General features: G+C 62.1%; 10 protein-coding genes and 5 tRNA genes. 10 read left to right on the top strand and 5 right to left on the bottom strand.

Annotated elements, in window-relative coordinates; genetic code table 11:
• Window positions 1-55 precede the first annotated feature (55 nt).
• The 4 genes from ABEG21_RS10125 to ABEG21_RS10110 all read left to right on the top strand — a co-directional run bounded on the left by ABEG21_RS10125 (window position 56) and on the right by ABEG21_RS10110 (window position 5,008).
• Window positions 56-1,141, top strand: coding sequence for an ABC transporter permease subunit (locus ABEG21_RS10125; protein ID WP_347554505.1), 1,086 nt, complete (start codon window positions 56-58; stop codon window positions 1,139-1,141).
• Window positions 1,141-2,244, top strand: coding sequence for an ABC transporter permease (locus ABEG21_RS10120; RefSeq protein ID WP_347554504.1), 1,104 nt, complete (start codon window positions 1,141-1,143; stop codon window positions 2,242-2,244). The genes ABEG21_RS10125 and ABEG21_RS10120 overlap by 1 nt, the downstream gene beginning before the upstream one ends.
• Window positions 2,241-4,001: a dipeptide ABC transporter ATP-binding protein gene (locus ABEG21_RS10115; RefSeq protein ID WP_347554503.1), complete on the top strand. Its 1,761-nt coding sequence runs from the start codon at window positions 2,241-2,243 to the stop codon at window positions 3,999-4,001. The genes ABEG21_RS10120 and ABEG21_RS10115 overlap by 4 nt, the downstream gene beginning before the upstream one ends.
• Before the next feature lie 353 nt (window positions 4,002-4,354).
• Window positions 4,355-5,008, top strand: coding sequence for a C40 family peptidase (locus tag ABEG21_RS10110; protein WP_347556720.1), 654 nt, complete (start codon window positions 4,355-4,357; stop codon window positions 5,006-5,008).
• 154 nt (window positions 5,009-5,162) lie between these two features.
• On the opposite strand, the gene ABEG21_RS10105 is transcribed toward ABEG21_RS10110, so the two are convergent.
• Window positions 5,163-6,203, bottom strand: coding sequence for a patatin-like phospholipase family protein (locus tag ABEG21_RS10105; RefSeq protein WP_347554502.1), 1,041 nt, complete (start codon window positions 6,201-6,203; stop codon window positions 5,163-5,165).
• A gap of 173 nt (window positions 6,204-6,376) precedes the next feature.
• Here ABEG21_RS10105 and gltX point away from each other — a divergent pair, with 173 nt between their 5' ends.
• The 6 genes from gltX to ABEG21_RS10075 all read left to right on the top strand — a co-directional run bounded on the left by gltX (window position 6,377) and on the right by ABEG21_RS10075 (window position 8,951).
• Window positions 6,377-7,846, top strand: a complete 1,470-nt coding sequence (gene gltX / locus ABEG21_RS10100; RefSeq protein ID WP_347554501.1) for a glutamate--tRNA ligase — start codon at window positions 6,377-6,379, stop codon at window positions 7,844-7,846.
• A 250-nt stretch (window positions 7,847-8,096) separates the two neighbouring features.
• Window positions 8,097-8,172, top strand: a tRNA-Ala gene (locus ABEG21_RS10095).
• 13 nt (window positions 8,173-8,185) lie between these two features.
• Window positions 8,186-8,261 (top strand) — tRNA-Glu (locus ABEG21_RS10090).
• A gap of 90 nt (window positions 8,262-8,351) precedes the next feature.
• A tRNA-Asp gene (locus ABEG21_RS10085) sits at window positions 8,352-8,428 on the top strand.
• A 278-nt stretch (window positions 8,429-8,706) separates the two neighbouring features.
• Window positions 8,707-8,782, top strand: a tRNA-Glu gene (locus ABEG21_RS10080).
• 92 nt (window positions 8,783-8,874) lie between these two features.
• Window positions 8,875-8,951, top strand: a tRNA-Asp gene (locus tag ABEG21_RS10075).
• 169 nt (window positions 8,952-9,120) lie between these two features.
• Here the strand turns inward: ABEG21_RS10075 and ABEG21_RS10070 are convergent.
• From ABEG21_RS10070 to rho, 4 genes are all read right to left on the bottom strand, one after another.
• Window positions 9,121-10,533: an MATE family efflux transporter gene (locus tag ABEG21_RS10070; protein WP_347554500.1), complete on the bottom strand. Its 1,413-nt coding sequence runs from the start codon at window positions 10,531-10,533 to the stop codon at window positions 9,121-9,123.
• Between the two features lie 72 nt (window positions 10,534-10,605).
• Entirely contained in the window at window positions 10,606-12,366 is a 1,761-nt protein-coding gene (locus tag ABEG21_RS10065; RefSeq protein WP_347556719.1) for a glycosyltransferase family 39 protein, read from the bottom strand.
• Window positions 12,367-12,492: 126 nt separating this feature from the next.
• Window positions 12,493-12,768, bottom strand: coding sequence for a type B 50S ribosomal protein L31 (locus tag ABEG21_RS10060; protein ID WP_347554499.1), 276 nt, complete (start codon window positions 12,766-12,768; stop codon window positions 12,493-12,495).
• Between the two features lie 280 nt (window positions 12,769-13,048).
• Window positions 13,049-14,338, bottom strand: coding sequence for a transcription termination factor Rho (gene rho / locus ABEG21_RS10055; RefSeq protein ID WP_347554498.1), 1,290 nt, complete (start codon window positions 14,336-14,338; stop codon window positions 13,049-13,051).
• Window positions 14,339-14,445: the final 107 nt, after the last annotated feature.

The raw sequence follows: 14,445 nt of genomic DNA, 5'->3' as shown, positions 1-14,445 counted from the left end.
TAATTGGATCCATATACGCATCAATCAAAAATGCGGGCGCGTGGCGCCGGCGCTGATGAAGGTTTCCTCGATGGTATGGCGCTATATTTTAAGAAGACTGCTGTTGATGATTCCCACCTTGCTGGGCGTCGTCACGCTGACTTTCGTCGTGATTCAATTCGTGCCGGGCGGTCCGGTCGAGCAGATGATGTTCCAGTTGCGGGGCGTCGGCCATGGCGAGGCATCGGGCGGCGCGGCGGCGACGGCGGGCGGCGTTTCCGGCTATAGCGCCAACCGCGGCATCGACAAGCAACAGGTGGCGGAACTGCAAGCCTTATACGGCTTCGACAAGCCGCCGTTGACGCGGTATTTCAGTATGCTCGGCCGCTTCGCACGCTTTGACCTCGGGCAAAGCTATTACTATCACCAAAGCGTCGCCTCGTTGATCGTTTCCCGACTGCCGGTATCGATCAGCATCGGCGTCTGGACCTTTCTGATCAGCTATCTGATATCGATCCCGCTCGGTATCGCGAAGGCCGTGCGCGACGGCTCGCGGTTCGACACGATAACGAGCCTGATCGTCCTGATCGGTTATGCGATCCCCGGCTTCGTGTTGGGCGTGCTGCTCCTGGTGCTGTTCGGCGGCGGCAGCTTTCTGCAATGGTTTCCGTTGCGGGGATTGCATTCGGATGACTGGGCGCAACTAAGCGTCGGCGGCAAAATCGTCGATTACTTCTGGCACATCGCCATGCCGATCATCGCGTCGGTGGCAGGCAGTTTTGCCGTCTTGACGATCCTGACGAAAAACGCCTTTGTCGAGGAACTCGGCAAGCAGTATGTGCTGACCGCACGGGCCAAGGGGCTGCCGCAACGGCGCGTGCTGTTCAAGCACGTCTTCCGCAATGCGATGCTGCCGCTCGTCACCGGCTTTCCCGCGGCTTTCATCGGCGCCTTCTTTACCGGAAGCCTGTTGATCGAGACCTTGTTTTCGTTGGACGGCCTGGGCCTGCTGTCTTACGACGCCGTGATGCGACGCGATTATCCGGTGGTATTGGGGACGCTTTACTTGTTCACCTTGATCGGGCTGGCAACCAAACTCATTTCGGACCTTTGCTATATGTGGGTGGATCCGCGAATCCGTTTCGATACGGTAGGGCGCTGATGGCACAGGACGGCAATAACTTGCGTGTGGCGTCGACGACGCCGGCCAGCGATGCCCGCGCGTACGAAGGTCAGGGCGGTATCTGGCGCCGTTTTAAGCGGCAGCGGCTCGGATTTTGGAGCCTGATCGTCTTTGTCGTGCTGTTCGCGATCAGTCTCTGCGGCAATCTATTGTCGAACGACCGGCCGCTGTTGCTGCGGTATCAGGGACATTGGTATTTCCCGATGTTCCAGGACTACGCGGAGACCACTTTCGGCGGCGACTTTCCGACGCCCGCCGATTACCTCGACCCGGATATTCGCGCGCGCTTGCAGCAGCCGGGCAATTGGGTCGTGTTCGCGCCGAATCGCTATTCGGCGAATACGTTGAACTATTTCGCGAAGCAGCCCGATCCGGCGCCGCCCTCGCGCGACAACTGGCTCGGTACCGACGACCGGGGCCGCGACGTCCTCGCGCGCTTGTTGTTCGGCTTTCGCGTGTCGGTGATATTCGGTCTGGTGCTGACGGTCATCGGTGCGACATTGGGTATTGCCGCGGGGGCGATACAAGGCTATTTCGGCGGCCGCACGGACCTGATCGGGCAGCGCCTGATCGAAATCTGGGGATCGATGCCGGAGTTGTATTTGCTGATCATCTTCGCCTCGATCTTCGCGCCGTCCCTCGGCCTGTTGATCGTGCTGCTGTCCGCCTTCGGTTGGATCGGCATGTCCGACTACGTTCGCGCCGAGTTCCTGCGGAACCGCGCGCAGGACTATGTGCGCGCGGCGCGGGCGATGGGCTTGTCCCATGCGCAGATCGTCTGGCGGCACCTGCTGCCAAACAGCCTGACGCCGGTCATCACGCTGTTGCCCTTCCAGGTGAGCGGCGCGATTCTGTCACTGACCAGTCTCGATTTTCTCGGCCTCGGCGTGCCGTCGACGGTACCGAGCCTGGGCGAGTTGCTGGCGCAGGGCAAGGCGAACCTTGATGCATGGTGGATTTCGGCATCGACCTTTGGCGTGCTGGCGGTGACGCTGCTGTTGCTGACCTTCATCGGTGACGGCTTGCGGCGGGCGATGGATACGCGTCGCGCGGACCTGATGCGCGCCGGGGGCCAGTCATGAGTCCGGACACAACGTTGTTATCGGTGCGGGATCTGCACGTTCGCTTCGGCGGTGCCGCGATCAGTGCAGGCAAGGCCCTTAATGGCACGGAAAAGACGGCAGACGATGCGGCCGTGGGCGGCATCTCCTTCGACATCGGCGAAGGCGAACGCTTTGCGCTGGTCGGCGAGTCCGGATCGGGCAAGAGCGTCACGGCGCTGGCGATATTGCAGTTGTTGCGGGGGGCCGGTACGGCCGGACGGATCGACTTTGCCGGACGCGATCTGACGGCGCTCGACGAGCGCGCAATGCGCCGCGTGCGTGGCGCCGATATCGCGATGGTGTTTCAGGAGCCGATGACGGCGCTCAACGCGCTGTATACAGTAGGCGATCAGATTGCCGAGACATTGCGCCTGCACGAAGGCTGCGACGGCCGCGAGGCCGCGCGGCGAACGGTGGCCTTGCTCGCGCGGTGCGGACTGTCCGATCCCGCGCGACGCGCCCGGCAATACCCGCATCAATTGTCGGGTGGCGAGCGGCAGCGCGCGGTGATCGCGATGGCACTGGCCTGCCGACCGCGCTTGCTGATCGCCGACGAGCCGACCACCGCGCTCGATATGACGTTGCGCGCCCAGATCATCGACTTGCTGCTGGATCTGCAGCGCGAGGCGATGGCCGCGCTGGCTAGCGGCGGCAACGATGCCGATCCGCTGCTGCCCCCGCCACGCCCGATGGCGGTGCTGCTGATCACGCACGATCTGCCGCTGGTGCGGCGTTTCGCGCAAAGGGTGGCCGTGATGTCACGCGGCCGGATCGTCGAGCAAGGGTCGGTCGAGCGCGTGTTCGACGCGCCGGAACATCCGTACACCCGGCGTTTGCTCGACAGCATGCCGCGCCGTGCCGTACTGCCGATGCCGGAAGATGCCGCGACGGTCTTGCGGGCGGCGGATCTGTCCGTCTCCTTTGCCGAATCGGGCGCTTGGCCGGTCTGGCTGGGCGGACGTCCCGGGCAGACCCATCGGGCGGTGCGCGATGTCTCGCTCGATCTCAGAGAGGGGGAGACGCTGGGGATCGTCGGCGAGTCCGGCTCGGGCAAGTCCACGTTGGCGATGGCCTTGCTCGGCCTGCAGCGGGTGAACGCCGGGCAGGTCTGGTTCGAGGGTAGGCCGTTTGCTGGATTGCACGCGGTGAGGCGCGGCGCGGCGCGGGCGGTGCGGGCGCAGTTCCAGGTCGTGTTTCAGGACCCCTACAGCGCCTTGTCGCCTCGTCAGACCGTGGCGCAGATCGTCGAGGAGGGCCTGGCGCTGAATGCGCCGACGCGCGATGCGGCACAACGCCGTGCGAAGGTTGTCGAAGCGCTCCGTGAGGTCGGTCTGGATGCCGACGTATTGCATCGCTATCCGCACGCATTTTCCGGCGGCCAACGCCAGCGGATCGCGATCGCGCGCGCGCTCGTCCTCGCCCCGAAGGTGCTGGTGCTGGACGAACCCACGAGCGCGCTCGACGTGTCCGTGCAGCGTCAGGTCCTCGATCTCTTGACCGCGTTGCAAGGAAAACACCGTATTGCTTACCTGTTCATCAGTCACGATCTGGACGTCATTGCGGCCATGTCGCATCGCGTCGCCGTGATGAAACAGGGGGAAATCGTCGAGATGGGCGCGGCCGATATGGTGATGGAACATCCCTCGCATCCGTATGCGCGGCAACTTTTACATGCTCGTCCGAGCACCGCCGCGCGGGCGGCGGACGCCGAACGCTCGACAGTCATACGTCTGTAACACGTTATTTTTACGACGTTTTTACTGACGCATATTTACGCATTGCCGATTTATCTTTGCAATTTTTGCCAAACGGTTTGACGAGTCGATTTGATCTGTTAGTATCGGTCGAAGCTTTCCTGTTAGCCCACCGCCCTGGCAAAAATTACCGTCCGATGCAGCTACGTTCTCCGAATCACGCCCTCCTCAGATTGACCGTCGGCCTTGTTGCCACGGTGTCAGTCGCCGCCTCCCCCCTTGCATTTGCAGATGACGCCGGTACGTTTCCGAGTCTTTCGCAGCAGCAATTGACGAATTCAAGCAACGCGCAATCGGCAGCCGGGTATTCGAGCGTGGATCGGTCGGGTGTGCGGATGACGGTGCAATCGCCGGGAGCCGCAGCCTTGGCCGTGGCGCCGACGATGCAGCCCACGGCCTTGCAGCCAGCGCCGGATCTCGGCGTCGCGGCGATGGGGCAGGGCGCGCCGGCCGGTCTGACGCAGGGTGCGATTCGCGGTCCGTCGAGTGCGGACCTGGCGTCGGCGGCGAAGGATGCGCCGAAGCCCTCCTTCCTCGCGGGCGTGGCGAGTAAGGCTGGCGATGTGGTGGACGGGGCCTTGAATCTGATTGGCGTGCATTATCGCTGGGGCGGAAATTCGCCGGATTCGGGACTGGATTGCAGCGGTTTCGTCCGCTATGTTTTCCAAGATGCGCTGGGCTTCACCTTGCCGCGTCGCGCGGAAGACATGAGCCGCGTGGGTGAGAAGGTCGCCGTCAGTGATCTGAAGCCGGGCGATCTGGTGTTCTTCAATACGATGCGCCGTACGATTTCGCACGTCGGCATCTACATCGGCAACAACCAATTCGTGCACTCGCCGTCGACCGGTAGTTCGATCCGTGTCGACGACATGGGCGACAAGTACTGGTTCACGCGTTATCGCGGTGCCCGTCGTGTCGACCTGCCGGATGGTGAGGGCGGTACCGATATCGCCACGCGCCTGCAACAAGCCAGCCGCGTCGCTTATTGATCGGCGATCCGCGCCGGAGATAAGCAAAACGCCGCCGAGCCTGAAGAGGCCGGCGGCGTTTTTGCGTGGAGCGGCGCTGCGTGGCGAGAGCGCCTGACATCCTGCACGTGACGTCAACCGCGCGCGCCACGCACCCGACGTCATGCGCGAAGCGTTACGCGGTCCGTGCGGTGGCCAGCTTGGCCTTCAACTGCGGCAGCATGCGCGCCACGGCTTCTTCGCCGGAGAGGATGGCCAGGTTGCGCTGTTGAAAGTCGCTGCCACCCATCGCCGGAAGTTCCGGATGAATGACGACATTCGCGTATTTGTCCAACTCGTAGGCCTTGATCGATTGGCCCATGATCGTGAAGGTCTGCATCAGCACATCGAATGAGCTGGAAGTGGCCTGATCGGACGGGCGCGCGGAGATATCCACGGCGATCACGAAATCGGCGCCCATCTTGTGCGCGAAAGCGGCCGGTACCGGGCTGACCAGACCACCGTCGACATAGTCGCGCCCGCCGATGCGCACCGGTTCGAACACCGACGGCACGCTGCACGAGGCGCGCACCGCAATGCCGGTATTGCCGCGTTGGAACAGGATCGGTTCCCCACTGGCAAGATCCGTTGCGACGATACCCAAGGGGCGGCTCATCTTTTCGATCGGACGGCCCTTTACCGCCTTCTCGACAAAATCCTGCAGCGCGACGCCTTTGAGGAAGCCACGCCCAAAGAAGGGCAGTGCCCAATCGCTGAGCGAGCCCGCATCCAGATCCAGCGCAAGGCGGTTCAATTGCAGCCCGGTCATGCCGGTGGCATACAAGCTGCCGACCACCGAGCCGGCACTGGTGCCGGCGATCAGGTCGGCCTGGATGCCTTGCGCTTCCAATGCCTTGATCACGCCGATGTGGGCGAAGCCCCGTGCCGCGCCGCCGCCCAGGGCCAGACCGATGCGCAGCGGGCGTCCGGTCGGCGCCGTCGGTGCTGTGGGCGGCGGCGCTTTGGCGGCACCGCTGCCGCCCAGACCGATGCTGCCACAGGCGGCGAGGCTGGCCGACAGACCCGCTGCCATCACCGCCGCGCCGGCACGCAGACCGGCACGTCGCGAGGGTTGAAAGTGCGGATCGCGGGGGGCGGCGCTGGGGGCGCCGGACGCATCGATAGGCGTGTCGGAGGAGGCGGAGGGCGTCTTGAGGAGTTTGTCTGTATCGCGCATGTCGTACCGCGTGGTGGGCTGTGAAGTGCCGTCTTGCCGACGATGTCGGCTATTGTAGCGTTCCTGTACGGTTCATCGCGCTTGCACGCGCTTGCACGCGCCCTCACTGCCTGAAGGACTGTCTCGTCGGCGGAGTATAATTTCGCTTTTCCTCACGCCGTTCCAGACCGTTCATGACTGAATCCACCGCGTCGCCCTCGTCGTCCCCGTCGGCCTCTTCCTCCTCGCCGTCGGCCGGCTCCGCCGTGGTCCGGACCCGTTTCGCCCCGAGCCCGACGGGTTTCATCCACCTCGGCAATATTCGCTCGGCGCTGTATCCCTGGGCCTTTGCGCGCAGCAAGGGCGGGGTGTTCGTCCTCCGTATCGAGGATACCGACGTCGAGCGCTCCAGCGACGCGTCCGTCGAAGTAATCCTGGAAGGGATGGCATGGCTCGATCTCGACATCGACGAAGGCCCGTTCTATCAGATGCAGCGCATGGACCGCTATCGCGAAGTGCTGGCGTCGATGCTGGAACAAGGGCTGGCCTATCCCTGTTATATGTCCACCGAGGAATTGGACGCCTTGCGCGAACAGCAGCGCGCCGAGGGTCTTAAGCCGCGCTACGACGGTCGCTGGCGCCCGGAGCCGGGCAAGGTGCTGCCGACACCGCCCGAAGGCGTCAAGCCTGTCACGCGCTTCCGTAATCCGCTCGATGGCGTGGTGGTGTGGGACGACGCAGTGAAGGGACGTATCGAGATCGCCAACGACGAGCTCGACGATCTGGTGATCGCGCGTCCGGACGGTACGCCGACATATAACTTCTGCGTCGTCGTCGATGACGCCGATATGCAGATCACGCACGTGATTCGCGGCGACGATCACGTCAACAACACGCCGCGACAGATCAATATCCTGCGTGCGCTTGGACACACGCCGCCGGTCTATGCCCATTTGCCCACCGTGCTCAACGAGCAGGGCGAAAAGATGTCGAAGCGCGCCGGTGCGATGGCGGTGACGCAGTATCGCGACGAAGGCTTCCTGCCCGAAGCGGTGCTCAACTATCTGGCGCGTCTGGGCTGGGCCCATGGCGACGCCGAAATTTTCTCGCGCGAGCAATTCGTCTCGTGGTTCGATCTTGACCATTTGGGTAAGTCGCCGGCGCAATACGATCCGGAGAAACTGAAATGGCTGAACAGCCATTACATCAAGACCGGCGATCCGGTGCGCCTGGCGGCACTGACCGCGCCCTTCATGGCCGCGCTGGGTGTCGATGTCGACGCGCCGGGCGCGCCTGACTGGGTCGGCGTGGTGACGCTGATGAAGGACCGCGCGGCGACGTTGAAGGAACTGGCGGACAGCGCCGTGATGTTCTATCGCGAACCCGCACCGACCGCCGAAGAGCTGGCACACCATGTCACGGAAGCGGTAAAGCCGGCGATTGCCGCTTTGCGCGATGCACTGACGAACGTGGACTGGAACCGCGCCGCGATCAACCCGGTGTTCAAGCAGGTGCTCGCCGCGCATACGCTGAAAATGCCAGTCTTGGCAATGCCCGTGCGTTTATTGGTTGCGGGAACGACACACACGCCGTCGATCGACGCGGTGCTTGAACTTTTTGGGAAGGACCGTGTATTATCACGCCTCGCTAACGGCATTGCTTGATGTGGCGCCGGAGCGAAAGCGGTAAAGCGTTTTTGCGAAAGCGAGGAACGTGGCAGTAAATAGTCGTACTAAGGGCGGCAAGCGCGTAAGTAGGGCGGCATCGAACCCAAACGATGTCGCAACGCAGGGGAGTACAGGGCGGTCAAGCCAGTCCCCCGCTCGTTAAAGCGGTCGGTTTCGAAAGCAGAAAAAAGCGAACGAAATTGATTGACGAATACGACAAACCTACATATAATCTTGTTTCTCTGTCGGGGGTATAGCTCAGCTGGGAGAGCGCTTGCATGGCATGCAAGAGGTCAGCGGTTCGATCCCGCTTACCTCCACCAGAACGAAGGTTTCGTCCCCTTCGTCTAGAGGCCTAGGACATCACCCTTTCACGGTGAGTACAGGGGTTCGAATCCCCTAGGGGACGCCAGAACGTCGGAGCGATAGCGGGTGACACCGTATCGTTCCCATCGCAGGGAAGCGCTGAACGGCGATTCGCTACGATGATGATGAGCAGTTTGGAGTGGTAGTTCAGTTGGTTAGAATACCGGCCTGTCACGCCGGGGGTCGCGGGTTCGAGTCCCGTCCACTCCGCCAATCAGAAAGCCCGTTCAAGCATTCCTTGTACGGGCTTTTTCTTTCTCTTCGGTGTTGACGCATCGGATGGAGGAAGGATGCAGTAAATCCGCGTTTGCGAGCTGTTCAATGCGTAAAAGTTGAGAAATAGCTTGACGAAGAAGAAATTCTTCCTTAGAATACGGGTCTTTCGCAGTAAGTGATGCGCGAAACGCGTCACGGTGGTTGAAGCAGCGGTAAGCGGTAGCTGTGTAGAGCACGTAACGCGACGGTGGTAAGCAGCATAAACCGAAGGTTTCGTCCCCTTCGTCTAGAGGCCTAGGACATCACCCTTTCACGGTGAGTACAGGGGTTCGAATCCCCTAGGGGACGCCAGAACGTCGGAGCGGTAGCGGGTGGAACCGTATCGTTCCCATCGTAGGGAAGCGCTGAAAACAGCGATTCGCTGTGATGTTGATGTAAAGTTTGGAGTGGTAGTTCAGTTGGTTAGAATACCGGCCTGTCACGCCGGGGGTCGCGGGTTCGAGTCCCGTCCACTCCGCCAGCAGTAGCAGTAATCGAAGCCCCCGCCGTCGCAAGACGCGCGGGGGTTTTCGTTTTTAGGTTTCAAATCGAGGACTGCGCCAGGCCAGGCCAAGCACTCGGCATCACCAAGTGCGCACACTCTCGGCGCATTTCCGTCGCACCTCCGCACGCACTCGCTGCGGTACTCCCTATGCTTGGCGATTGCCTTTGAAGCGCCGCACGACGTGTCGGCGATAGAGACCGAGTCCGATACCGGCCATGCCGAGGCTCAGCGTATTGGCGATCCAGAAACCATTGGCACCGGTCCAGACGTGGGGCAGATGCCCCCCAAGGTCGAAGCCCATCCAATACCCCCCGCCAAGGCCGACGCCCCACAGCGCAATCGCATAGATCGCCGTTGGAATGACGGTCACCTGATAGCTTCGCAGAACGAAAGCGGTGCTGACCTGAAACGCGTCGAACACGTGGTAGGCCGCGACGATCATCAGCAGGCCGGCGGCCGTTGCCGCGACATGCGCATCCGATGTATAAGCCGCGGCAATCTGTCCTCGCAGCAGCAGCACGGCGCCGGCGTAGAACAGCCCCACGATGCTCGCCAGCAAGATGCCGCTCCCGGAGAGGCGACGTGCCGCCTCGAGCCTGTCTGCGCCGATCCGCTGCGCCACCAAGGTAGCCGTGCCGATGCCGATCGACAGGGGCGTCATATACAGCACCGCACCCATATTGCCGGCGATCTGATGCGCGGCGAGCGTCGCCGTGCCGAAGCGGGCGATAAAGAGCGCCATGAAGGTGTAGGACGTCACCTCGATCAGATAGGACACGCCCATCGGAATGCCGAGTTTCAGCAAGGCGCGCTGATGCGGCCATTGCGGCCAGGAGAACCGGGAAAAGATCTGCAGTGGCTGAAAGGCACTCCCGCGCGCCATGATCCATAGCGCCGCGCAGGCATCGATGCCATTGATCAAGGTGCTGGCAAGCGCGCAGCCGATGCCGCCCATCGGCGCCAAACCGGCGAAGCCGAAGATCAAGGCGTAATTGGCGGGAATCTTCACGGCCAGACTGACGATCTGCAGCGTCATGACGATGCGCGGCTTGCCGATCGCCGTCGAAAGCGAGTTGAAGATGCGAAAGAGCAGGGCGGCGGGCAAGCCTACGGCGAGGATGCGCAAGTAGCGTGTGGCGTCCGCGCGCAGTGCGGCATCCGCCTTTGCGACATCGAGTAAGGGGGCGGGGAAGGTCAGCAGAACGGCGCCGATCACGCTCAGCGCCACGGCAAGCCAGATTGCCTGGCGCGTCTGTTCACCGATCTCGGCGACGCGCCCCGCACCGTAGAGATTCCCGGCAATGGGCGAGAGCGCTACCAGGATGCCGGTCAAGGCGACGAAAACACTGATATAGATCGAGGCGCCCAGCCCGAGTGAGGCGAGACTCTCGGCCGAATAGCGCCCGACCATCGCGGTGTCGATGACGCCGAAGGCAATGATCGCCAACTGCCCGACCAGGACGGGCCACGCCAAGACGACGATCGCCCGGACGTCGGCAAGACGCAGGGCGAGGGATGCGCGGGAAACGGGAGATTCGGACGGCGGTAATACGGACACGGACGCGCTCACGAAACAGGGCAAAGGCGCCGACATGCTCCTGGCCCGGCCGCGTTCGATGCGCGGCCGGGCTTAATGGGGAGCGGCCTGGGAGGGGCGTGATCGCGCTTGCGCATCGAGCACGCGGACGTACAGTCGGAACCTTTCGTCGCGGTCGGCGGCTCGGCGCCCTTCCCAGACCTTTTGCCAGCGATAGGGTTTCAGATCGGTCGGATCGGAAAAATCCGCAGTGTCTTGCCGGAGCAAAACATCACAATCGTCACGACCAAAACCGAAATGCATATTCTGAAAATACCCGAATGAGGCAATCTGTGCGTCGCCCAGGCGGACCGGGGCGATGCAACGATAGCCGACGGGCAGATGCGTCGCGATCTGCGACGCGACATCCCGGTAGGTGCGGCTGTAGTTGATGATCGGCAGCCACAATGTCATCAACAGCACCCACATCAGCGTCGTGCCGAAGCTCGACAGCACCACGCTGCGCCACAACACTTCCGGCCGCGTCGCCAGGCGCCAACGGACCAGCGCGAGCCAGCAGCCGGTGATCAGGACCGCGCCTAGCAAGGCGATCCACTTGAACGAGGGATGGAAGCCCGGCACCAGGCGAGCGAGATTGCGCGCGATCGGCATCGGATAGCCCGTCACGCTGGCGATCCAGACCAGCCAGACGAAGCCGCCCAGGACGGTGAAGCTGAGTACGGCAAACCAATCGATGGCGTTGATCGCGCCCCGCTTCAGCGTGGGAAGCGAGAAAGCAGCCAGCATCGACATCCCCGGCAGCAGCAGGATGAACATCCGGTTGGTCTCGTGACTCTGGAGTACGACCAGCACCAGCAAAGGCACGACGACCGACAACGGCGCGATGATATGGGGCGCACGGCGCCAGCCGCGCCAGCTGAACCAGGCCCAGGCGGCGAGCGGCCAGGCCGGCCAGGTGAACAAGGGCAGGTTCTTCGCCGCATAGAACAGCACGCTGCTGAGCGGGCCGCTGTAGAAGTCGAAGTTGCCATGCACCCAGGCGCGCAGGTAATCGTGCGCGGACTGCGGATCCACCCAATATGCCAGCACCGGCCAGGAACCGGCCAGCACCACCGCCAGCGGCACGCCGACCAGCAGCATCGTGCGACTGCGGAAATGCGTGCTCAGATAGGCGGCGATCGCCGTGCAGACTCCGATCACGACCGGGAGCAGCGGATTGGCCGCCAGGGTCAGCAGTCCAAGGCCGCCTCCCCAATACGCACCGCCTTGCAAAGGCTTGTCGGATGCGCGGACCAGGCCGTACAGAATCATCGCGATCGACAGAAACTGCATCAACTGCGGCGTCGTTTCGTGACCGCGCTCGGCGAGACCGAAGCAGGCCAACAAGATCAGTACGGCACCGTCGGCGATCGTGCGACCGTAGTCGGCCGGAAGCGGCTCGCCGCCGAAGACGTATTTGAAGGGCTGGACTTCGGGTCGGCGTCCCAGAAGATAGGTGCCGTACCAGACCAGGCCGCAACAGAGTGAAAACAGCAGGGCGGTGACGACCCGCGCCGCGCTGCCGGGGTCGATCATCGGGAGTGCACGGATGGCCAGCGCACCCAACCAGTAGGCCATGGGCCCATCGGCCGGCATTGGTTTGCCGAACAGGTTGGGGAAGAGCCAATCGTGCAGATCGCCCCTGGCGGCGGTCCACATCACGCCGAATCCAGCTGCATCCTCGTTTTTCCAGGGATCCCGACCGAACAGGCCGAACGCCGCGTACACAACGCAGATCGCGAGCAATACCACCCGTGGCAATGGCCGGGTGGCGGAGGCGGTCAGGCGAACGACGGATTTAAAACCGGTGGTCATGGCAAGGCTACAAACGGCAACAGGCGTGAAGAGGATGACGCGCAGACAAAAAAGGGCAGCCACGGCTGCCCCTTTTTTGTCGCGACCAATGCCGGTAGTGAAAACCTTGGCATTGGCGGATTCCGCTTACTCGGCCTTGGCGGCACCGCCGGTGCGGCTGAACTTCGCGAACTTCGCCTTGAACTTTTCGATACGGCCACCCGTGTCGAGGATCTTTTGCGTACCCGTGTAGAACGGGTGCGTTTCCGACGACGTTTCAACCTTCAGCAACGGGTATTCCTTGCCGTCGATTTCGATCTTTTCGCGCGTGTTGACCGTCGAACGCGTGATGAAGATGAAGCCGTCCGAAGACAGATCTTGCACAGCGATTTCGCGGTAATTCGGGTGAATGTCTTTTTTCATGATGACTTCCTCAGTCTGGCGGTAGCCAGCTCGCCGGGGTCGCAAAGCGTCACCGTCCGTGCGCGGGCCGCCCGTCTGGGATCAGTCTGAAAGTCGCCGCGAGGCGACAAGCTGAAACCAGACCGGCGTGGACCTTGCCGCGAGCCACTTGCCTGGGTGTAAAAGCGAAGCTGCAGATTATGCCAGAAATTACCGGCACGGCGTAGCGTTGTTTGCCTGCACCCCGCGCGCGCCGACCGTTGCCGGCGCACGCTGTTGTATCAAGGCAGCGCTGTCGCGATCAGCGACGCATCATGTCGAAGAACTCGGCATTCGATCGCGTTTCCTTGATCTTGCCGAGGATCATTTCCATTGCCGCCACATCGTCCATTTCCGACATGACCTTGCGCAGCGGCCACAGCTTCTTGTGCAGCACGTCGGAATCGATCAGCAGGTCCTCGCGACGCGTACCCGATTTGTTCAGGTTGATCGCCGGGTAGATGCGCTTCTCCGCCAAGCGACGTTCCAAGTGCACTTCCATATTACCGGTGCCCTTGAACTCTTCGAAGATCACATCGTCCATCCGGCTGCCGGTTTCGATCAACGCGGTACCGATGATGGTCAGCGAACCGCCTTCCTCGATATTCCGTGCCGCGCCGAAGAAACGCTTCGGACGTTGCAGTGCGTTCGCATCGACGCCGCCGGTCAAGACCTTGCCGGAGGCCGGCACGACAGTATTGTAGGCGCGGGCGAGACGGGTGATCGAGTCCAGCAGGATCACCACGTCGCGCTTCATTTCAACCAGACGCTTGGCCTTCTCGATGACCATTTCGGCCACCTGGACGTGGCGCGATGCCGGTTCGTCGAAGGTCGAGGCAATCACTTCGCCCTTAACCGAACGTTGCATTTCGGTCACTTCTTCCGGCCGTTCGTCGATCAACAGCACGAACAGCTGGACGTCGGGGTAGTTCGTCGCGATCGAGTGCGCAATATGTTGCAGCATGACCGTCTTGCCCGACTTCGGCGACGCGACCAGCAAGCCGCGTTGGCCGCGGCCAACCGGCGCGATCATGTCGATGACGCGGCACGTGGCGTTCTCGGTACGGCTCGACAGCGCGCCGCGGGCGTTCGGATCGGTGATTTCGGATTCGAGGCGCAGCGGACGGTTCGGATGCAGCGGCGTGAGGTTCTCGAACATGATCTTATGTTTCGAGGCCTCGGGCGGCATCATATTGACCTTGTCGACCTTGACCAGCGCGAAGTAGCGCTCGCCGTCTTTCGGCACGCGCACTTCGCCTTCGATCGTATCGCCGGTGTGCAGATTGAAACGGCGAATCTGCGATGGGCTGATATAAATGTCGTCGGTGCTTGCCAGATACGAGGTTTCCGGTGAACGCAGGAAACCAAAGCCGTCGGGCAATACTTCGAGCGTCCCATCACCGAAGATGGTCTCCCCGGTTTTCGCTTTCTTTTTAAGAATCGCGAACATCAGCTCTTGCTTGCGCAGGCGATTCGCGTTTTCGATATCAAGGCCGCCGGCCATCTCGATCAATTCAGAGACGTGCTTGGATTTGAGCTCGGATAGATGCATACAGGGTGACCGCCTACGGAGGGAAGACGACGAATAAAGTGAGAGGTGAGCGGACGCTCGGGAGAATATACAGCGTGATGTTTTAATTTTGCCGGCGCTGGCATGCG

The sequence above is a fragment of the Robbsia sp. KACC 23696 genome (assembly GCF_039852015.1).
Taxonomy (GTDB): Bacteria; Pseudomonadota; Gammaproteobacteria; order Burkholderiales; family Burkholderiaceae; genus Robbsia.
The sequence above is the reverse complement of the archived record's forward strand: the minus strand, read 5'-3'. Positions and strand labels throughout refer to the sequence as shown.